General features: G+C 70.3%; 19 protein-coding genes. 9 read left to right on the top strand and 10 right to left on the bottom strand.

The features are described from left to right. The first annotated feature begins 68 nt into the window (after positions 1–68). Positions 69–1,247, top strand: a complete 1,179-nt coding sequence (locus ACIBM5_RS21070) for a 4-hydroxybenzoate 3-monooxygenase (protein WP_396008258.1) — start codon at positions 69–71, stop codon at positions 1,245–1,247. Positions 1,248–1,535: 288 nt separating this feature from the next. On the opposite strand, the gene ACIBM5_RS21065 is transcribed toward ACIBM5_RS21070, so the two are convergent. Continuing rightward, positions 1,536–2,111, bottom strand: coding sequence for a TerD family protein (locus ACIBM5_RS21065; protein WP_391588212.1), 576 nt, complete (start codon positions 2,109–2,111; stop codon positions 1,536–1,538). 248 nt (positions 2,112–2,359) lie between these two features. Between ACIBM5_RS21065 and ACIBM5_RS21060 the strand changes: the two genes are divergently transcribed. Further along, positions 2,360–2,863 carry a flavin reductase family protein gene (locus ACIBM5_RS21060; RefSeq protein ID WP_396008257.1) on the top strand — a complete coding sequence of 168 codons (504 nt, stop codon included), beginning with the start codon at positions 2,360–2,362 and terminating at the stop codon, positions 2,861–2,863. 6 nt (positions 2,864–2,869) lie between these two features. On the opposite strand, the gene ACIBM5_RS21055 is transcribed toward ACIBM5_RS21060, so the two are convergent. The 4 genes from ACIBM5_RS21055 to ACIBM5_RS21040 are packed head-to-tail and all read right to left on the bottom strand — an operon-like array spanning position 2,870 to position 6,409. Next, complete coding sequence (locus tag ACIBM5_RS21055) at positions 2,870–3,502, bottom strand: response regulator (protein ID WP_396008256.1); 633 nt, start codon at positions 3,500–3,502, stop codon at positions 2,870–2,872. Then, positions 3,499–4,749: a sensor histidine kinase gene (locus ACIBM5_RS21050; RefSeq protein WP_396008255.1), complete on the bottom strand. Its 1,251-nt coding sequence runs from the start codon at positions 4,747–4,749 to the stop codon at positions 3,499–3,501. Before ACIBM5_RS21050 ends, ACIBM5_RS21055 begins: the two co-directional genes overlap by 4 nt. Next, positions 4,746–5,534 (bottom strand): ABC transporter permease, encoded by a 789-nt coding sequence (locus ACIBM5_RS21045; protein ID WP_396008254.1) that lies wholly within the window; start codon positions 5,532–5,534, stop codon positions 4,746–4,748. Before ACIBM5_RS21045 ends, ACIBM5_RS21050 begins: the two co-directional genes overlap by 4 nt. Next, positions 5,534–6,409, bottom strand: coding sequence for an ABC transporter ATP-binding protein (locus ACIBM5_RS21040; protein WP_396008253.1), 876 nt, complete (start codon positions 6,407–6,409; stop codon positions 5,534–5,536). The genes ACIBM5_RS21045 and ACIBM5_RS21040 overlap by 1 nt, the downstream gene beginning before the upstream one ends. 324 nt (positions 6,410–6,733) lie before the next feature. On the opposite strand from ACIBM5_RS21040, the gene ACIBM5_RS21035 reads away from it, so the two are divergent. Continuing rightward, complete coding sequence (locus ACIBM5_RS21035) at positions 6,734–7,789, top strand: cupin (RefSeq protein ID WP_396008252.1); 1,056 nt, start codon at positions 6,734–6,736, stop codon at positions 7,787–7,789. 165 nt (positions 7,790–7,954) lie between these two features. Here ACIBM5_RS21035 and ACIBM5_RS21030 read toward each other — a convergent pair whose 3' ends face one another. After that, the gene (locus ACIBM5_RS21030; protein WP_396008251.1) at positions 7,955–10,222 is read right to left on the bottom strand and encodes an ATP-binding cassette domain-containing protein; all 2,268 of its coding nucleotides are present in this window, start codon (positions 10,220–10,222) and stop codon (positions 7,955–7,957) included. A gap of 331 nt (positions 10,223–10,553) precedes the next feature. Here ACIBM5_RS21030 and ACIBM5_RS21025 point away from each other — a divergent pair, with 331 nt between their 5' ends. Then, the gene (locus tag ACIBM5_RS21025; protein WP_396008250.1) at positions 10,554–11,423 is read left to right on the top strand and encodes a BTAD domain-containing putative transcriptional regulator; all 870 of its coding nucleotides are present in this window, start codon (positions 10,554–10,556) and stop codon (positions 11,421–11,423) included. An 86-nt stretch (positions 11,424–11,509) separates the two neighbouring features. Here ACIBM5_RS21025 and ACIBM5_RS21020 read toward each other — a convergent pair whose 3' ends face one another. After that, positions 11,510–12,556 carry a porin PorA family protein gene (locus tag ACIBM5_RS21020; protein WP_396008249.1) on the bottom strand — a complete coding sequence of 349 codons (1,047 nt, stop codon included), beginning with the start codon at positions 12,554–12,556 and terminating at the stop codon, positions 11,510–11,512. A gap of 240 nt (positions 12,557–12,796) precedes the next feature. Between ACIBM5_RS21020 and ACIBM5_RS21015 the strand changes: the two genes are divergently transcribed. Further along, a complete protein-coding gene (locus tag ACIBM5_RS21015) occupies positions 12,797–13,768 on the top strand; it encodes a helix-turn-helix domain-containing protein (RefSeq protein WP_396008248.1) in 972 nt (323 codons plus the stop codon). Between the two features lie 99 nt (positions 13,769–13,867). Here the strand turns inward: ACIBM5_RS21015 and ACIBM5_RS21010 are convergent, their stop codons facing one another. The 3 genes from ACIBM5_RS21010 to ACIBM5_RS21000 form a co-directional block, all read right to left on the bottom strand. Continuing rightward, a complete protein-coding gene (locus tag ACIBM5_RS21010; RefSeq protein WP_396008247.1) occupies positions 13,868–15,061 on the bottom strand; it encodes a UDP-N-acetylglucosamine--N-acetylmuramyl-(pentapeptide) pyrophosphoryl-undecaprenol N-acetylglucosamine transferase in 1,194 nt (397 codons plus the stop codon). 224 nt (positions 15,062–15,285) lie between these two features. Further along, positions 15,286–15,468: a DUF397 domain-containing protein gene (locus ACIBM5_RS21005; protein ID WP_396008246.1), complete on the bottom strand. Its 183-nt coding sequence runs from the start codon at positions 15,466–15,468 to the stop codon at positions 15,286–15,288. After that, entirely contained in the window at positions 15,465–16,310 is an 846-nt protein-coding gene (locus tag ACIBM5_RS21000) for a helix-turn-helix domain-containing protein (protein ID WP_396008245.1), read from the bottom strand. The genes ACIBM5_RS21005 and ACIBM5_RS21000 overlap by 4 nt, the downstream gene beginning before the upstream one ends. A gap of 110 nt (positions 16,311–16,420) precedes the next feature. On the opposite strand from ACIBM5_RS21000, the gene ACIBM5_RS20995 reads away from it, so the two are divergent. The 4 genes from ACIBM5_RS20995 (at position 16,421) to ACIBM5_RS20980 (ending at position 19,568) form a co-directional block, all read left to right on the top strand. Continuing rightward, the gene (locus ACIBM5_RS20995) at positions 16,421–17,212 is read left to right on the top strand and encodes an ATP-binding protein (RefSeq protein WP_396008244.1); all 792 of its coding nucleotides are present in this window, start codon (positions 16,421–16,423) and stop codon (positions 17,210–17,212) included. Positions 17,213–17,351: 139 nt separating this feature from the next. Beyond that, positions 17,352–17,687, top strand: a complete 336-nt coding sequence (locus ACIBM5_RS20990; protein ID WP_396008243.1) for a hypothetical protein — start codon at positions 17,352–17,354, stop codon at positions 17,685–17,687. After that, positions 17,684–18,460, top strand: a complete 777-nt coding sequence (locus ACIBM5_RS20985; RefSeq protein ID WP_396008242.1) for a phosphotransferase — start codon at positions 17,684–17,686, stop codon at positions 18,458–18,460. The genes ACIBM5_RS20990 and ACIBM5_RS20985 overlap by 4 nt, the downstream gene beginning before the upstream one ends. 346 nt (positions 18,461–18,806) lie before the next feature. Then, positions 18,807–19,568: an SDR family oxidoreductase gene (locus ACIBM5_RS20980; protein WP_396008241.1), complete on the top strand. Its 762-nt coding sequence runs from the start codon at positions 18,807–18,809 to the stop codon at positions 19,566–19,568. Positions 19,569–19,614 lie beyond the last annotated feature (46 nt).

The raw sequence follows: 19,614 nt of genomic DNA, 5'->3' as shown, positions 1-19,614 counted from the left end.
AGGAGGTTCGGGAGGGCGGGATGGGCAAGCCTGGGGCGGATCGGTACAGCGGTGTGAGGAGCGGACGGATGCGGACACAGGTCGCGATCATCGGTGCGGGCCCGGCGGGTCTGCTCCTGTCGCAGCTGCTGCACAACCGGGGGATCGACTCGGTCGTGTTGGAGGCGCGCAGCCGCGAGTACTGCGAGCAGCGCCAGCGGGCGGGCATGTTGGAGCAGGCCACCGTCGACGTCCTGCGTGAGGCGGGCGCGGCGGATCGGCTGGATCGTGAGGGCCTCGTGCACCACGGGATCCACCTGCGGTTCGCCGGGCGGGACCGGCACATCGACTTCCCGAGTCGGACCGGTGGTCGGTCGGTGACCGTGTACGGGCAGACCGAGATCGTCAAGGACCTGATCGCCAAGCGCGTGGACGAGGGCGCGCGGCTGTATTTCGACACGCCGGTGACCGCGATCGAGGGCATCGAGGGGGACGCGCCGCGGATCCGGTTCGTCCGGGACGGGGTCGAGGAGACTCTCGACTGTGACTTGGTCGCGGGATGCGACGGGTTCCACGGGGTGTCCCGGCCGACGATTCCGGCGGATGTGCTGAAGACCTACGAGCGCAGCTATCCGTTCGCGTGGCTGGGCGTGCTGGCGGACGTCGCGCCGTCCACCGACGACCTGATCTACGCGTACAGCGAGCGTGGGTTCGCGCTGCACAGCATGCGGTCGGCGCAGGTGAGCCGGTTGTACCTCCAGGTGGACCCGGACGCCAAGCTCGCCGACTGGCCGGACGAGCGGATCTGGGCGGAGTTGCGCGAGCGGCTCGCGTTGCCGGGGTGGACGCTCGACGAGGGGCCGATCAGCGAGCGCGGCATCACCCCGATGCGGAGCTTCGTGGCCGAGCCGATGAGCTTCGGACGGCTGTTCCTGGCCGGGGACGCGGCGCACATCGTGCCGCCCACGGGGGCCAAGGGGTTGAACCTGGCGATGGCGGACGTGCGGGTCCTGGCGGATGCGTGCGGGGAGTGGTTCGGGAGCGGCGGCTCGCGGGACGGGCTGGACGCGTACAGCGATGCGTGTCTGCGGCGGGTGTGGCGGGCCGAGCACTTCTCGTACTGGATGACCACGCTGCTGCACACGGGCGTGGACGCGTCCGAGTTCGATCGGCGGTGCCAGGTGGCGCACCTGGAGTACGTGGCGGACTCCGACGCGGCGATGGCTTCGCTGGCCGAGAACTATGTCGGCTACGCCTGGGGTTCGTGAACACGTCCCCTGCGGCGGCCTCGCCTGCGGCCTCGGTGGCCTCAAACGCCGGCCGGGCTGCTTGGCCTCAAGCGCCGGCCGGGCTGAGTGCCCTCAAGCGCCGGCCGGGCTGCTTGGCCTCAAGCGCCGGCCGGGCTGAGTTTGCCTGGCTGGGGGATTCGGCATGCGGGGTATCGGGGCGCAGGAACGCCGGCCGGGCTGTGAGGGCCCGGCCGGCGTTCGTGGCCACTTGGTTCGGCGGCGTTTGGTGCTGCCGAGGCCGAAGGTGGGTTACCCGCGGTGCGAGTGTCAGACGCTGACGCCGAAGTCCTTGGCGATGCCCGCGAGGCCGGAGGCGTAGCCCTGGCCGAGGGCGCGGAACTTCCAGTCGGTGCCGGCGCGGTACAGCTCGCCGAAGAGCATCGCGGTCTCGGTGGACGCGTCCTCGGAGAGGTCGTAGCGCGCGAGTTCGACGTTGTCGGCGGCGTTCAGCACGCGGATGAACGCGTTGCGGACCTGGCCGAACGACTGCTTGCGGTTGTCCGCGTCGTAGACCGAGACCGGGAAGACGACCTTGTCGACGTCCGCGGGCAGCTGCGCGAGGTTGACCTTGATCTGCTCGTCGTCGCCCTCGCCCTCGCCGGTGCGGTTGTCGCCGGTGTGCTCGACGGTGCCGTCCGGGGTCTTCATGTTGTTGAAGAACACGAAGTGCTGCTCGGAGTAAACCTTGCCGGTCGCGTTGACCACGATCGCGCTCGCGTCGAGGTCGAAGTCCTCGCCCGTGGTCGTGCGCAGGTCCCAGCCGAGGCCGACGACGACCGCGGTCAGGCCCGGGGCCTCCTTGGTCAGGGAGACGTTTCCGCCCTTGCTCAGGCTCACGGCCATGGGTGTTTCCTTCCGGAGGATGTATGACGTCGCGGACGACGCTACTGCTACTGATCCGGACGTGCAGCAGGCACGCGTAAGTTCCCGAACGCGTCGAAAGGGGCCGTCAAGGTGGCGGTGATCACGAGGCGGAAGCCCGGTTCAGGTTATTGACGGTTCGTCAGTTCCGCCGTTCAATGGCTGGGACAAACAGGCATACGACTATTAGTCATATGCAGAAATCCAGCTTCGGACCCCTGGGGGCAGCCATGTCCAGCGCCACGACGCCGTCGACCGGGATCGATCAGGCGCGGATGCGTCAGGTCATGGGCCACTTCGCCACCGGCGTCACGGTGGTCACCGCGATCCACGACGGCGCGCCCGTGGGCATGGCGTGCCAGTCGTTCACATCGCTGTCGCTGGAACCGGCGTACATCTCGATCGCCCCGGCGCTCACCTCGACGACCTACCCCAGGGTGCGCGCGGCCGGCCGGTTCGTGGTCAACATCCTCGCCGAGGACCAGCAGGACGTGTGTCGTGCGATGGGCCGCAGCGGCGGCGACAAGTTCGTCGGCGTGGACTGGGCGCCCGCCGGCAACGGCGCTCCGCGGCTGGCCGGCGCGGTGGCCTGGATCGAGTGCGACATCGCGCACGAGTTGCCCGGCGGCGACCACGTGATCGTGATCGGCGCGGTCACCGCCCTGGACCTGCCGCGGGACGCCGCACCGCTGATGTTCCACAAGGGTCGGTACGCGCGCCTGATCGCCGAGTAGCGTGCCTCACCCGCCCGCGCCGGGCAGCAGCCCCTCCGCCATGGCCACCGTGACGGCGGCGGTGCGGTCGTCCACGCCGAGCTTGTTGAAGGTGCGCAGCAGGTGCGTCTTGACGGTGGCCTCGCCGATGTACAACTCCCGGCCGATCTCGGCGTTGGTCATCCCGCGCGCGACCAGGCCGAGCACCTGGGTCTCGCGCGGGCTCAGCGCGTCGCGGACCGGTGTCTTCAGCCGGGTGACCAGCTTCGCGGCCACCGGCGGCGCGAGCACCGTCTCGCCCCGGGCGGCGGCGCGGACCGCGGCGGCCAGTTCCACCCGCGGGGTGTCCTTGAGCAGGTAGCCGGTGGCGCCCGCCTCGACGGCGCGCACGATGTCGCCGTCGGTGTCGTACGTGGTCAGGATCAGTACGTGCACCCCGGGCAGCTCGCGCACGATCCGTCGGGTCGCGGCGACGCCGTCGGTGCCCGGCATCCGCAGGTCCATCAACACCACGTCGGGCCGCAGCTCGGCGGCCCTGTCCACAGCCTGTGCGCCGTCCTCGACGGAGGCGACCACCTCGAAGTCGGCCTCGGCCGCGAGCATGCCCGCCAGGCCCTCGCGCACCACGGGGTGGTCGTCGGCGATGAGCAGACGGATCACTGCGGTACCTCCACCCGTACGGTCGTGCCCCGGCCGGGCGCCGAGACCAACTCGACCTCGCCGCCGACCTGTGCCAGCCGCGCCCGCATTCCCGGAAGACCGTATCCCCCCTTCCCGTGCCCCGGCTCGAAGCCTCGTCCGTCGTCCGCCACGGTCAGCCGGGTGGCGAACGGACGGTAGGCCAACTCCACCGCCACGCACCCGGCGTCGGCGTGTTTGCGGATGTTGGCCAGCGACTCCTGAAGCACCCGCACCAGCACCACCTGGACCGTCGAGGAGAGCTCGTGCTCGACGCCGGTGACCGTGAACGTCGCGGCCACCTCCAACTCCTCGCCGAGCCCGGCGACGGTGCGGCCGAGCAACTCGGCGAGCGGCTCGGCGCGGTCCTCGCCGCCCGCCGGGCCCTGGGCGGCGACCAGGGCACGTGCCTCGGCGAGGTTGTCCCGGGCCACCCGCTCGGCCAGTTCCAGGCGTTTGCGGGTGGCGGCGGCGTCCGAGTCCACGGTGATCCCGGCCGCCTGGAGCAACATCAGGATGCTGGTGAAGCCCTGCGCGAGGGTGTCGTGGATCTCGCGGGCCATGCGCTCGCGCTCGACCCGCACACCCGCCTCGTGGTGCGTCTCGGCCAGCTCGGCCCGGGTCGCCTCCAGCTCGCGCACCAGTCGGCCGCGCTCCTCCACCTTGTCGGCCAGCCAGTTGATGGTCCGGGCCATCAGAAAGCTGAAGCCGAGCGCGATCGCCATCTCGACCAGGATCCTGGCCACCCGATCGGGTGCCCAATGCGCGTCCCGGGCCTGGAGCACGCCGTTGACGCCGAAGAGGTATACACCCGCCAGCATCGCCGGGAGCATGCGGTCGATGAACGTGAAGGTCAACGGCATCAACACGTACATCAGGGCGATGCCGCCGGGTTCGACCAGACTCAGCGCGGTCACTCCGGCGTACGCGAGCACCAGGTGCACCTGCCCGCGCCGATCCCACGCGGTCGGATCCACGCCCGGCGGGAGCAGCAGCCAGAACGAGACCGGCAGCAGTACGAGCACCACCGGGCACCACGGCGGTTGGTCGGCGCCGAACTCGGCGGCGGTGGCCGCGGCGAGGACGAGGTAGGCATAACGGTACGCGCCGAGCAGTTTGCTGCCGAAGAGGTTCGCCTCCTCGTCGTCGACCAGGGTGGATCGGGGCGTGATCGGCACACCGGCGGCATCCGCCCGATTCACCGCATTTGGCGTCTTCGTCGTGCTCACCGCTCGTTCCCACCCCAGTCGAAGGTCCTGATCCACACGACCAAGCCGAGCACACCCCACCCGGCGAGCACCAAGGCCACCCGGCCCAACTCCCAGGTGCCCGCCGGCTCGACCGCCTGGAACGTGTCCGGCAGAAAGACCGAGCGCATTCCCTGGGTCAGCCACTTGAGCGGGAACAGCGCCGCGAACCGCTGCACACCATCGGGTAGTTCGTTGAAGCCGACGAAGACTCCGGAGACGAACTGGAGCGCGGTGAAGGGCAGGATGATCAGCGCGCCGTTGGCGCCCTTCTTCATCAGCGCGCCGGCCGCGAGCCCCAGCGGGGTGGCCACGGCCACCCCCAGCAGGAACACCCAGCCGAAGGTCAGCCAGTGAAACGGGTCGTGCGGCAGGGCCAGGTCCAGCCACGACACGCCGACCGCCAGCAGTACCGCGACCTGGGCCAGGCTGACCAGGAACACCTGGACGATCTTCCCGAGCAGATAGGCGGCCGGCGGCATCGGTGTCCCGCGCAGCCGCTTGAGGGTGCCGTTCTGCCGTTCGGCGGCGACCGAGAGGGCCAGGCCCTGGAAGCCGGCGGCGACGATGCCGACCGCGATCATCCCGGCCGCGTGCAGTCTGCTCTCCGGTACGTTCGTACCGTCCGCCGTGCCACCGCCGATGAGGCCCAGCAGGACCAGCAGCAACACCGGCATGCCGAAGGTCACCGCCATCTGCTCGCGTTGTCGGGCGAACAGCTTGAGCTCCAGGCGGGAGCGCTCCGCCGCGATGGCGAGCAGGGACATCAGTCGGCTCCGATCAGGTCGAGGTAGACGTCTTCCAGGGACGGCCGGGTGACGGTCAGATGCGGTATCTCGCCGCCGAAGCGCGCGGCCAACCGCGCCACGTCGGCGGTCGGTTCGGCGCTCGCCAACTCGTGGGCGCCCTCGGCGTCGCGCCAGCGCAGTACCGCCCTGGCCAGGTGCCGGCCGCCGAGCCGCTCGGGCGTGTCCACGTCCACGACCCGGCCGGATCGGATCACCCCGACCCGATCCGCGAGGCGCTCCGCCTCGTCCAGGTAGTGCGTGGTCAGCAGGATCGTGGTCCCGGCCTCCCGCAGGCCCGCGATCAGCGACCAGAACCGGCGACGCGCCTTCGGATCGAACCCGGTGGTCGGCTCGTCCAGGAAGAGCAGCTCGGGCCGGCCGAGGATGCCCAGCGCGACGTCCAGCCGGCGTCGTTCGCCACCGGAGAGGGCACCGGCGCGGGTGTTCCGCCGATCGGTCAGCCCGACCGCCTCGATCACCTCGTCCGGATCACGCGGCTTCGGGTAGTAGTGCGCGAAGTGCCGCACACTCTCGCGCACGGTCAGCCCCGCCACGTCCGCCGACTCCTGGAGCACGATGCCGATCCGGGCCCGCCAGGCCGGTCCGGCGCCCGCCGGATCCCGGCCGAGTACGGCCACCTCGCCCGCGTCCCGCGGGCGGTGGCCCTCCAGGATCTCGGTCGTGGTGGTCTTGCCCGCCCCGTTCGGGCCGAGCAGCGCGAAGATCTCGCCTCGGTACACGTCCAGGTCGAGCCCGTCCACCGCCGGACGTCCTCGGTAGCTCCGGCGCAGCCCGCGCACCGCGATCGCCGATTCGACGCGGGTGCGGGCCGAGTGCGTTCGCTGCGGTGTCATGCCTCGACGATGGCGGGTGCGGGCCGGGCGCCGGGACGTACGAACGACGGACGTCGCCTGTCCGTCGATCGGGGGACAGGCGAGTCGTGGGCGAGTGGGTATGGTCGGCCTCGGCCGGCGCGGGCGGGCTTTTGTCCGGGGCGGGCGTGAGGCGTACCGGCACGGCGGGCGTCAGGCGCGCGTGTCCGCGCGGTGGGCGCGGCGTACGGCGTCGCGAGCGTGAGGCGTACCGCGCGGCGAGTGTGAGACTTGCCGCTCTCCACGGCGACCGGGCCGATGGCACCATGGGCAGGACCGGGGGAGTCGCTTGCGAAGGGATTTCGGATGACCGCGCAGCCCGAGGTGACGGCCGATCAGCACCGGTCCGGAGAGCGGGAGTCCGTCCTCTTCGACCCCACCGTGGCGGCGCCGCCGCTGGTCGACGTGGCCCGATTCGGCTTCGAGGGACCGCTTGCCGCGACCGCCGCCGCGTGGAGTGAGGACGCGGTCTACTGGGAGTACACGAAGGCGGCCAACCCGATCGGCGCCGGCTACACGACGCCCGTGCCGGTGGAGCGTTTCCCGGCCGAACTGCACGCCGGTGGAGCCACCCGGGTGATTCCGCTCGACCTCGCCGGGCCGATGCGGATCGCGGGCGGCCCGGCGACCAGTCCGGCGCTGCTGGCCAACTTCGTCCGGATCAACGCGGGCGACCGGCTCGCGGTGCGGCCGAACGCGACCTCACAGCTCTACTACGTGATGTACGGCCGGGGCATGTCGTTGGTCGGCGGCCAGGCGGTGGAGTGGGAGAAGGGCGACTTCCTGGTCCTGCCGGACCTGGGCGAGATCACCCACCACGCCGCGCAGGACTCGCTGTTCTACTGGGTGCACGACGAGCCGCTGCTGCGCTACCTCGGGGTCACCCCGAACCGGGCCCGGTTCCGGCCGACCAAGTTCTCCCGGCATCGTGCGGTGGAGGAGCTCACCCGGATCGCCGAGGCGCCCGGCGCCAACGCCAAGAACCGGGTCAGCGTGTTGCTGAACACGATCGACCAGGACCAGACACTGACCGTCACGCACACCCTGTGGGCGATGTTCGGCCTGCTCCCGGTGGACCAGATCCAGCGGCCGCACCGGCACCAGTCGGTCGCCCTGGACCTGATCCTGGACTGCGAACCGGGCTGCTTCACCCTGCTGGGCGATCGGCTCGACGAGCACGGCGAGATCGTCGACCCGCAGCGGGTGGATTGGCAGCCCGGCGGCGCGTTCGTGACGCCTCCCGGGAAGTGGCACGCCCACCACAACGAGTCCGGCAGTCCCGCGCACCTGATCCCGATTCAGGACGCGGGTCTGCAGACCTATCTGCGCAGCCTGGACATCCGCTTCAGCGACCGGCGCTGAGATCTCGGCGGCCGGGCCTGTACCGAGACGGGCCCGGCCGCCGCTCCCGCATCGAGTCGGGACCGGGCGCCGCTCTCGGCCGCGGCTCCGGTACGGCCGCGGCTCCCGCTGCCGCGGCTCCCGCTCGGTCGCGGCTTCCGTTCGGCTACGGTTCCGCGCTTTCGGCTACGGCCGGTTCGCGTCCCGGTCGAGGTTGCGGTTGAGGTATTCGCCGGTCAACGAGTGTTCGGCGGCCAGGAGTTGCCGGGGCGTGCCCTCGAAGACCACCGTGCCGCCGTGCTTGCCGCCGTCCGGACCCAGGTCGATCACCCAGTCGGCCCGGCCGACCACGTCCAGGTTGTGCTCGATCACCAGGAGCGTGTTTCCGCCGTCCACGAGCCGGTCCATCAGCGCGATCACAGTGTCCACGTCGGACATGTGCAGCCCAGTGGTCGGCTCGTCGAGCACGTACACGCTGCCGGTCTTGTGCAACTCGCCCGCCAGCTTGAGCCGTTGCCGCTCGCCGCCGGAGAGCGTGCCGAGCGGCTGGCCCAGCGTGACGTATCCCAGCCCGACCTCGGCGAGCGCGGCCAGGTGCGGCCGGATGCGCTTCTCGGTGAAGAACTCGTGCGCGTCCTCGACGGTGAGCGCCAGCACGTCGATGATCGACTTGCCACGCAGCGGGTGCTCCAGCACCTTGTCGTCGAAGCGCCGTCCCTCGCAGCGCTCGCAGATCGTGGTCACCGGGTCCATGAAGGCCATCTCCACGGTGACCGAGCCGCGCCCCTGGCAGGCCGAACAGGCGCCGGCCGAGTTGAAGCTGAACAGGCCCGGCTTCTCGCCGCTCGCCTTGGCGAACAGGGCGCGGATCGGGTCCATGATCCCGATGTGACTCGCGGGTGTGGAGCGCGAGTTGGCCGCGATGGCGGCCTGGTCGATGACGATCGTGTCGGGATGCGCGGCGGTGAACACCTCGGATACCAGCGTGCTCTTGCCGGAACCGGCGACGCCGGTGAACACGGTCAGCACCCCGGTCGGGATGTCCACGTCGACGTGCCTGAGGTTGTGCAGGCTCGCGCCGCGGATCGGGATGTGCCCGGTGGGTGTGCGGTAGTCGGTCTTGACCACCGTGCCCCGGTTCAGGAAGCGGCCGGTGAGCGTGTCCGACTCGATCAACTCCTTCACCGTGCCCGCGAAGACGAGTTCACCGCCGTGCGAGCCGGCGTGCGGACCCATGTCGATCACGTGGTCGGCGACCGCGATCACGTCCGGATCGTGCTCGACCACGAGCACGCTGTTGCCCTTGTCCCGCAGTGCGACCAGGAGTTCGTTCAACCGGTGCACGTCGCGCGGGTGCAGGCCGACGCTGGGCTCGTCGAAGATGTAGGTCATGCCGGTGAGGCTGGAGCCGAGGTGGCGGACCATCTTGAGCCGCTGCCCCTCGCCGCCGGAGAGCGTGGAGGTCTCCCGGTCCAGGCTGAGGTAGGACAGACCGATGTCCACGATGCGGCGCAGGGCGGCCGAGGCGGCCTCGGCCACCGGCCGGCCGATCGGGTCGTCGATCGCGGCCAATACCTCGATCAGGTCGCCGACTTCGAGCGCGCAGTAGTCCGCGATGTTGCGTCCGTCGATCCGCGCGGCGAGTACGGCCGGGTTGAGTCGGGCGCCGGCGCAGTCCGGGCACGGGCCCTCGGTCAGGTAGGCCTCGACCGTCTCCCTGGTCCTGGCGCCGAGCGCGGACACGTCACGGTTGAGGTAGAGCCGGTCGAAGCGGCTGTACAGGCCCTCGAAGGTCACGTTGACGGTGCCGTCCGGGGTGACCAGCTTGAACTTGATCACCCGGTCCGGATCGCCTCGGGTGAGCAGCGCGAACTCGGCGTCGGTGTAGTCGGCGATCGGCTTGTCGTTGTCGAACAGCCCGGACGCCTGGTAGATCCCGACCCCGAGCAGGGCGAGCCGGAACGCGCCGTCGTTGAGCGACCTGGACCGATCTAGCAGGCGGGCGTAGTCGGCCCGTACCGTGCGACCGATGCCGTCGCACGTGGTGCACATGCCGCCGGGGTCGTTGAACCCGTACACCGCGGGGGTGCCGGCCGAGGGTTCGGCGATGCGGGAGAACAGCACGCGCAGGAGCGGATTGATGTCGGTCATCGTGCCGACCGTCGAACGGGAGTTGGACCCGATCGGCTTCTGGTCCACCACGATGGCGGGCGACACGTTCTCGATCGCGTCGGCGTGCGGGCGCTCGTAGCGCGGCAGGAACTTGCGTTCGAATGCCGAGAAGGTCTCGTTGAGCTGCCGCTTCGATTCGACCGCGACGGTGTCGAAGACGATCGACGACTTGCCGGACCCGGACGGACCGGTGAACACGACGATCCGGTCCTTCGGGATGCGCAGCGACACGTCCTTGAGGTTGTTCTCGCGCGCGCCGGTGATGACGATGTCCTTGATCATGCGGCTCCGTTGCTCTTCGATGACGGACCCCGACGGGCCCGGCCCGGGTCGCGCGGCGGCAGGGGCGGGGGCGCGACCGAACCAGCGAGCGTACGGGGCGAGTCCGACAGCGCCGGCGACGGCGGGATCGGCACCGGCACCGGCACCGAATCCGGCTTCGACGGCGCGGCCTGTTCGCGAGCGGAGACGGTGCGGAGCAGCCTGAGGGACCCTCGACTCGGTACGAAAGCGGAACCCCATCCCGGGTTGTCTCGTCACTTCCCATATGACGAGGGGGATTCCGTCGCGCGGGCAGGTTGGGGAGCCACCGCGCAGCGATGAGTCGGGGGGCTTGTCCTTCCAAGTGTTGGGACCTACCCGGGTTTCGGGTCCCGACGGAAGCGAACTGAACATCGGCCCGAGGCGGCAGCGCGAGTTGTTGACGCTGCTGCTGTTGCGCCCCGGGGTCGCGGTGCCGGTGGACCGGCTGGCCGAGGAACTGTGGAACGGACGCCCGCCGCCCGGCGCGCGATCCACGCTGCATGCCTATCTCTCCGGCCTGCGACGGGTGTTGGAGCCGGGACGGCGGGCGCCCTATCGGGTATTGACTACGCGCGATGACTCGTACGCCCTGGAGGTGCCGGCCGGGCAACTGGACACCGCGCGATGGCATGCGTTGGCCGAGGCGGGCCGGGCCGCGGTGGCCGCCGGTGCGCTCGATCGGGCCGACGAACTGCTCCGGGCCGCATTGGCGTTGTGGGTGGGCGACGCGTTCGCGGAGTTGGCCGATCACGATGTGGCGCAGGCCGAGCGGGCCCGGTTGGCCGAGGAGCACACCGGGCTGTTGGAGGAGGCCGCCGAGTGCCGACTCGCGCTCGGCGCGCACGCGTCGGTGATCGGGGATCTGATGGCGCTGGTCCGGGAGCATCCGCTGCGGGAGCGGCCCCGGGCGCAACTCGCGCTGGCGCTCTACCGATCGGGGCGGCAGGCGGAGGCGTTGGCGGTGTTGGAGGCCGGCCGGCGTTTGTGTGCGGAGGAGTTGGGCTTGGACCCCGGGCCAGGACTGCGCGAACTCCAGGCCGCGATCCTGCGACAGGATCCGGCGTTGGCGACACCGGAGCGGAGACCGGCGGCCTCGGTGTGCCGAGGTCGCCGCGGCGTCGTCGTCGGACGACTGCGCGTCCCTTGCTCACACCGGGATGTGTCGCACCGGCGGTGGTAGCGGTCGCGGTGGTGGGCCGGGTCCGGCCCACCACCCGCCACACCGGGCGGTGACCGGCGATGCACCCACGGTGTCCGGGCGACGTGTCAGGCGTCTGCGGCGGGTGTGGGGGTGCCGCGCGGGCGACGACGTCGGATGAGCAGGGCCGCGGCAACCAGTAGAGCCCCGACCACGCCGGCCACGATGGGCAGGATGGTACCGACGAGCATGATGGCGTCGTGGCCGTCCTCGGCGTCGTCCGCGGCGGCCTTCACGGACCCGGGGGTCTGCTGGTAGACGACGTCGGAGACCGGCAGCAGCGGGAGGAAGGCGCCGTTGCCCGGGGCGACGACCCCGGCCACGCGTTGCTGGGACCGCTTCGTGTCGATCACAATGCCGGTCTCCGGTTCGATCCAGAACGTGTCGGCGCTCTCCAGCGTGTAGGAGAGCGGCACGGGATTGCCCAACGTGGGCAGCAGCGCCGCCAGCTGCTGCTTGGTCGCAGGCGGGAGGGGGCCGAGTCGGGCGGCCGACGCCAGGGTCGCCTGCGGGACTGCCGGCGGCAGACCGGCGAGCACCTGCGAGTCGGTGATCCGGGTGGCCGGCAGGTGCGCCTCGTACACGTATGTGTCGACGCCCGACTTGCTCTCCGTACGCACGTACGTCAACGGCGTCGTGGTCCCGGTCTCCGGCCGCCAGCCGGTGTACGTCTTCTTCTTCGCGCCGAACGGCCAACTCACCGTCAGACCTTTGGCGTCGACCACCGTCCAGTTCGCCGGATGGCCGGCCGGCTGGAGCGTCTTGCGGTCGACGGCGTACTTCCAGTCGGTCCTCTCGACCGGGTTGCCTGCGGCGGTCGTTGTCCGACTGTCGCTGACCAGGGCGGTGTCGCCCGACGTCTTCTCGACCTTCACGGTCCGTTCGACGGCCAGGGGGACGTCCCGCTTCACGGCCGTCACAAGGTTGCCCTTCGCCACCTCCTGGGCGTCGAGCAGGGTCCTGAAGCTGCCGGTGTAGGAGCGCTTGGCGTCGGTGTCGTCAGGCAGTCGGACCAGATAGTTCGGCGTGATGACGAACGCGAGCACGAACGCACCGGCGATCAGGACCAGGCCCACCACGATGCCGACGCCGCGGAGCAACATGTTCGTCCGCATGATCTGCTCTCCCGGTGAACTGGATCCGTGTGCGCGTGTCTGTCCGACCCAGTCTTTCCGAGACATCCCACCACCGCGCCCGCCGACAGCCATCCGTGTGACGACGCCGCCGGACCGGCACCGAGCGACCGAGTCCGACCGGCACGTCACACGGACGGGGGCGCCCGACTCCGACATCGTGACGACCGCTCGGGGATCGGCGCGGGCGTCCGGAACGAAACGATGCGTACAATTCCGGACGTGAGCACAGTTGCGATAGCCGTCGCCGACGGGATCCTGCACTTCGAACTGGCTTTGGCCCATGAGCTGTTCGGCACGGCCCCGCCGGTCCCGGTCGAGGACTGGTACGAGCTCGCCATCTGCGGGGCGGGCACCGTGCGGGCCGACGGCCGCTTCCTGCTCGAACCGGACTGCGGCCTCGACCGGCTCGTCCTGGCCGACACCGTGATCGTCCCCGGGTGGGCCGACGTCGACACGGACCCGCCGGCGGACCTCGTCGACGCCGTACGCGCGGCTCACGAGGCCGGCGCGCGGGTGGCCTCGCTGTGCACGGGCGCCTTCGTACTGGCCGCCGCCGGCCTGCTGGAGGGGCGGCGGGCCACCACGCACTGGGCGCACACCGAGGTGTTGGCCGCGCGCTTTCCCGGCGTCGAGGTCGACCCGGACGTGCTCTACGTCGACAACGGCAGCGTGCTCACCTCGGCGGGCAAGGCCGCCGCGATGGACCTGTGCCTGCACCTGGTCCGGCGCGACCACGGCTCGGTGATCGCCAACGCGCTCGCCCGCAGGCTGGTCGTCCAGCCGCACCGGCCGGGAGGCCAGGCCCAGTTCGTCGCCACCCCGATGCCCGAACAGCCCGACCACCCGCTCGGCGAACTGCTCGCGTGGGCGACCCGACGACTGGATCAGCCGCTGACGGTGGAGGACCTGGCCCGCCGGGCGAACATGAGTTCGCGCCACCTCGGCCGCCACTTCCGGTCGATGACGGGCACCACCCCGTTGCAGTGGTTGCTGACGCAACGGATCCACCGGGCCCAGGAACTGTTGGAGACCACGGACGACAGCGTGGACGCCATCGCGGGGGCCACCGGCATGGGCACCGGCGCCACCCTCCGCCGCCACTTCAACCGCACCGTCGGCGTACCCCCGGACGCCTACCGCCGCACCTTCCACCGCCGAAGGGCCGACGGCACGGCCGGCAGCCCCGGGTGACCGTCATCGACTCCGGGGTGCACGCCACTGCCGGTCGGACCCGGTCCTCAATCCCGCGTCGCGGAGCTCGGCGCGGGATTGAAGGCAGGCCCTGGGGCCCTACCGGCCGCCGGCGACGGACAGTACGACGTCGGCCAACTGCTCGGCGGCGTCGGGACGGCCGTGTTTCCGGGCCTGCCTGGCCATTTCGGTGCGCCGGTCGGGATCGGTGAGCAGGGGTTCCACGGCGTCGCGAAGGGCTTGCGGGGTGGCCTCGCCGAGCAGGGCCGCGGCGGCGCCGGCATCGTGCAGGTGGCGGGCGTTGTGGGCCTGTTCGTTGCCTGCGGAGGTGGCCAGCGGGACGAAGACGGCGGCCTTGCCCAGCGCGGTGAGTTCGGCGAGCGTGCCGGCGCCGCTTCGGGAGATCACCACGTCGGCCAGGGCGAGTACGTCGGGCAGTTCGGGGCCCACGTAGTCGGTCAGCAGGTAGCGGGGGGCGACGTCGGCGGGGAGTGTCGCGGTGTGCTGCCGAAGGTCGGCCAGGTTGGACGGGCCGCACTGGTGGATCACGTTGGCGTGGGACAGCAGCCACGGCAGGATGTCCCGCACCAGAGTGTTGATCTGCTGCGATCCCTGCGCTCCGCCGGTGACATAGACGGTGGGACGGCGCCGGTCGAAGCCGTCCAGGCCCAGGACTTGGATCGCCCGGTCCGCCTGCCCGGACAGGACTTCGGGCCGAACCGGGTTGCCGGTGACCACGGCACTCGCACGGGCCGGCTCGGGGAGGAGCGGCAGAGTCGATTCGGAGGACACCGCCACGCGGGTCGCCCGGCGGGCGAGGGAGCGGTTGGCCAGGCCCAATCGCACCGTCTGCTCGTGGACCACCAGGGGACGACGGGTCAACCGGGCGGCCAGGCCGACCGGGACGGCGACGTAGCCGCCCGTGGCGAGTACGACGTCGGGACGGAATCCGGCGACGATCCGGCGCGCCTGGGCGATGCCGAGCGGTACGCGGATCATGTCCTTGATGTTGGCCGGGGAGATCATCTTCAGGGGATTGGCGGAGCGCCGGATCTTGCCGGTCGCGACGGAGGCGAACCGGATCCCGGCACCGGCGGCGACCCGGGCTTCGAGGCTGTCGGCCGTCCCGACCCACAGGACATCGAGCGTCCCGCCGGTGGCCGCGAGCCTGGCCTGAAGCGCACGTACGGTGGTGAGCGCCGGGTAGGTGTGGCCTCCGGTCCCGCCTCCCGTGACGATGAGCCGCAGGGTCGAACCGGGACCGCCTGCAAGGCGGTTGACGTCGCTATCCACGAAGGAGCTACCAATCTGACTGCACCGGCCCTCGGCCCGTGCCGCGGGAGTGAACCAGTCGCGGACGATAGCAGCCGCCCGGCGCGGACCCGGGATCCGTCGACGCCGCAGACACATCCCGAAGGGCCGCCGGAAGACGCGACGGTCGGGCGCCGATCGGGACGAACAGGCTTGCGTCCTGGGCGCGTTCGCCGCTGCCGCTGTAGCGGGCCGATGTTCGCCGGTCAGCCCTTGAGCGCACGCACGAGCTCGGTCCAGGCGGCGGGGGTGATTTCAAGGTGGCCGTGGCTTCGGTTCTTGGTGTCGCGGACCCCGGTCTTGGTCGCCAAAGGCGCGGCCTCGACACACCCGTTGTTGTCGATGCTGTAGCTCGCCGTCCGCCAAAGTGCGGAGTCGATCTCGGTCACGTCAGTGCGTCCAATCTCGCTTGAATGAGGGCGCGGCTTGCTTCGGCGGTCGTACACGCTTCCCTGGCGTGCGCCAACTTGCGTCCGAAACGCGCCACATCCCTCGGCGTCTCCCTGAACTCGGCCCCGTCCTGATACTCGACGTAGACGACGCTCGGATCGTCCGGGGCTGCGAACTCCAGTATTGAGCACTCACCGCCAATCAGGAACGGGGCGGTGAACGGTGCAATCAGTACTTCCACATTGGCGAGGTCGCCCACGCGGAGCAAGTGGGCAAGCTGCTCGCGATGCACGTCCAGGCTACCGATCTGAGCGTGGAGCAGGGCTTCTCCCAAGAGCGCCGTGTACTCCACCGGCGAAGTCTCGGTGAGGATCCTCTGCCTCCGGGTTCGGATCTCCACCAGTGCTGATGCGTCGTCAGGGTCGGTGACGAACGGGGTGGCTGCCATGATCGCCCGAGCGTAGTCAGGTACCTGGAGGAGCCCCGGGATCCAACTGCTCGTAGCCGTCACGATCCGGGATGCTTCGTTCTCCAGCGAGATCAGTTCTTCATGGGCCCGGGTCAGGATGTCGCGATAGCCCGTCCACCACTGCACGTCCCGCCCGTTCTCCCGCCATGCCTCCATGGCGTCCAAGTCGGCGGGCGAGAACCCGTAGAGAGTGCCGAGCTTGACCATGTCGTGCCGGCTCACGGGTGACTTCGCGTTCTCGATGCGCGAGACCTTCGATCCGTCCCACCCGAACTCGGTGGCCACTTGGTCCAGCGTCCAGCCGAGCCGCTTGCGTCCTTCCTTGAGTTTGGCGCCCAAACGCCTGCGTGCGTATCCAGGGGTTGTGCCCATGGCTCACCTCTTCGTTCCAACTGCGGACCCCTCACGCTCCCCCCAACTGATCGTTTCTTGGGGTGATTTCACGCGATGAGTTCCGGCATGCAACTTGCATGGCGATTGGTATGAGTGTCAGTCTGAGAGTAAGCGTACATCTACCGACGGTGATCATCTGCCGCCGGCAGCGCCCTGTCCTGACGCACTGGGAGGCCACGATGGCCGACTGCGACAAGCCGCCCCCGCCCGGGAGCGACGCCGACGCGAACGCATATTTCGAGCAGCACCGCGGCCGAACGATCCGAGACCGCCGGTCAGGCATGATCGGAACCCTGGCCGCCATGGACCACACCACGGCTATAGCGCACATGGCCGGCGGTGCGCCGTTTCGGATCGACTACGAGCAGCTGTCGCTGGTGGAAGAGCCTGTTCGGCCCCGGCCCGAGTGTGCCGAGCCTGACCGATCGGAAATTGCAACTGACGAGGTCTTGGCCTGTCCATCCGTGCTGCGGCTCCACGGCCCGCGTCCTGTGCGCATGGCGCGACATCACGTGGTGCCGCGCTGCCGCGCCGTGCGGGCGGATGAAGACGATGTAGCGCTGGTGGTTGCCGAGCTGGTGGCCAACGTTTTTACGCATGGACATCCCGCTGGCCCGGTGGTCGTATCCACGGACTTGGACGGAGACATGTTCTGGGTGACCGTTTCGGCCCGACAGGCTGCCGTGCTACTGCCCGATGCCGTCAACGACCCATATGCGGAATCCGGCAGGGGTCTGCTCCTGGCTCGTGCGCTGACGAGCGTGTTTCGTTGTGAGCGCCGCCCGGGCGGCCAAATGGCGTTTGTGGCCGGCTTCGCAGTTCCGGGCGGGTCGGCGGAGGTAGCGCCATCGTCGAAACTTTCCTCTCCGCGAGCCGATTGAGCCCGGAGGAGAGGAGGCCGACGTCAGCGTCGGCCAGGGCGGTGGCCGGTGTGTCGCCGCCTCGTCTATTGACAGCGGCCGGGGTTCTCGATTGGACCCGTGAGCCCGGCCGCTGTCTCCATCTATCCACCGTGAGGCAGTGATGGAGATTCAAGAATATCCAGCCGACGGGCGGTTGCCGATCCGTGTCGGGTCGCGGGTTCGGCACGTCGACGGGCATGCGGACTTGCCCGACGGGACGATCGTTGCGCTTCCCGCAGCGTCGGAGCGTGTTGCCGTTGTGCAGCCGTGGCAGGCGGGGCGGTCGCCGTACCTGTGTCCGATCGGCCATCTGGTCGTGCTTGATCCGGATGTCGAATTGGCGGCCGTGACACGTCAGTTGCGGCGCGTGGACGAGTTCGGGTGTGCCGTGGGTCGCCCGGTCTCGGTACCGATCGCGCCCGACGCCGGCGCGTCCGTTCGGGAGGCGATGTGACCAGGCGTTATGCGTGGCGGGAACTGCCGTGCCAGGTCATCGAATTCGTGGAGAAGGCCGCCGGCCCGGTGCACGCGGTCGAAACCGTCGCCGGTCCACACACCAGTTCGTTCGCCGCGACCGTCACCACCTCCACCGGCCTGGTGTTCGTCAAGGCCGCCGAGGAGGCCACCGCGCCCCTGTCCGCCCGCGCCCAGACCAGCGAAATCGCGGCGAGCGCCGTCACCGGCATCCTGTCTCCGCGCCTGTTGCACCACGGCACGGTCGACGGGTGGCGGGTCCTCGTGTTCGACCACGTTGAGGGCCGGCCCGTGCAGTTGCGGCTCGGCTCGCCCGACCTGGCCCAGGTGGTCGGGGTCGTGGACCGCATCGGCCGTATCCAGCCCGGCCGCAGTGCCGGCCTGCCCACCCTCGTCGGCCGGCTCCGGGAGCACCTCCCGACCGCCCGGACCGGCCCACTGTGCGGCAACCGCCTCCTGCACACCGACCTGACCTCGGCCAACATGATCATCCGGCCCGACGGCCGACTCACCGTCGTGGACTGGGGTCAGGTGGCGCTCGGCCCACGGTGGGCGGAGATCGGCTTCCTCGGTGCGGCGCTGCTCCACGAGGGCCACAACCTCGGTGAGGTACGTCGCTGGATGTGGCGCTTCCCCGACTGGCGCCGCACCTCGCCGACCGCGCGCCGCGTCCTCGCCGAGGCGATGATCGGCCACACCGACGGCCGCGACACCTGGTGGATCAGCCTGGTCGAAACACCCATCGCGGGTTGACCCACCGAACCGACCCGGCGAGCGGAGGCCACGTCCTCGGCGGCCTCCGCTCGCCGGATCGAACCGGAACCACAGGCTTCATGCACAGCCTGTGGACAACCCTGGGCACGACTTCGCCGGTCCTGTGGACGGCAACGCGGACGAGGCCGCCCGGCCGGTCCGACAGCCGCCGAGCGGCCTCCCGCAGACCGGCCCGGTGCCCCCGACAGCGCTCGCAAAAATACTTTCCCGTCCGCCCGTCACACTTTTTTCGGCCCGTCCGTCAGGGAAGCAGGAGCCCGGCAAGGGCCCCGCGGAGAGACCGGGAAGGGAATCCGAGACCCGGTCCGAACAACGGGAGCAAGTGATGACGAAGTCGATTCTGGTCACCGGTGGTACGGGCACCCTCGGCCGTCTGGTCGTTCCGATGCTGCGCGACGCGGGCAACAACGTCCGCGTGCTCAGCCGCACCGGTGGTGGTACCCACGAAGGCGTCGAGTACGTGACCGCCGACCTGCTCAAGAACGAGGGCGTCGAAGCCGCCGTCGCCGGGATGGACACCATCCTGCACCTGGCGGGCGGCCCCAAGGGCGACGACGAGGCCACCCGCAACCTGGTCCGGGCCGCGAAGGACGCCGACGTCCGGCACCTGGTCTACATCTCGGTGGTCGGCGCCGACCGCGTTCCGCTGGGCTACTTCAAGGCCAAGCTGGGCGCGGAGCAGGCAGTGACGGAGTCGGGCCTGCCGTGGACCACGCTGCGTGCCGCCCAGTTCAACCAGTTGATGCTGACCGTGATGGGCAAGATGACGAAAATGCCGGTCGTCCCGGTCCCCGGTGGGGTCCGCCTCCAACCGGTCGACGTGCGCGATGTGGCCGACCGCATGGTCGAGTTGACCCTCGGCGAGCCGGCCGGCCTGGTGCCGGACCTGGTCGGGCCGAAGGTCTACACGATGGGCGAGGCGATCGGCAGCTACCTCACGGCCAACGGCAAGCGCCGCCCGAAGCTGCCGGTCCGCTTCCCGGGGAAGGCCGGCCGCGCCTACCGCGCCGGCGAGAACCTGACCCTGGAAGGCGCCACCGTCGGCACCCGCACCTGGGAGGCCGCCCTCACCGAACTCGGCGGCTGACCCTCCGCGGGCTGCCGCCACACAACCGCAACTCCGGCACGGGGCA

It is taken from the genome of Embleya sp. NPDC050493, from assembly GCF_044458105.1.
Taxonomy (GTDB): Bacteria; Actinomycetota; Actinomycetes; order Streptomycetales; family Streptomycetaceae; genus Embleya.
This window is presented reverse-complemented; position numbering and strand designations above follow the sequence as displayed.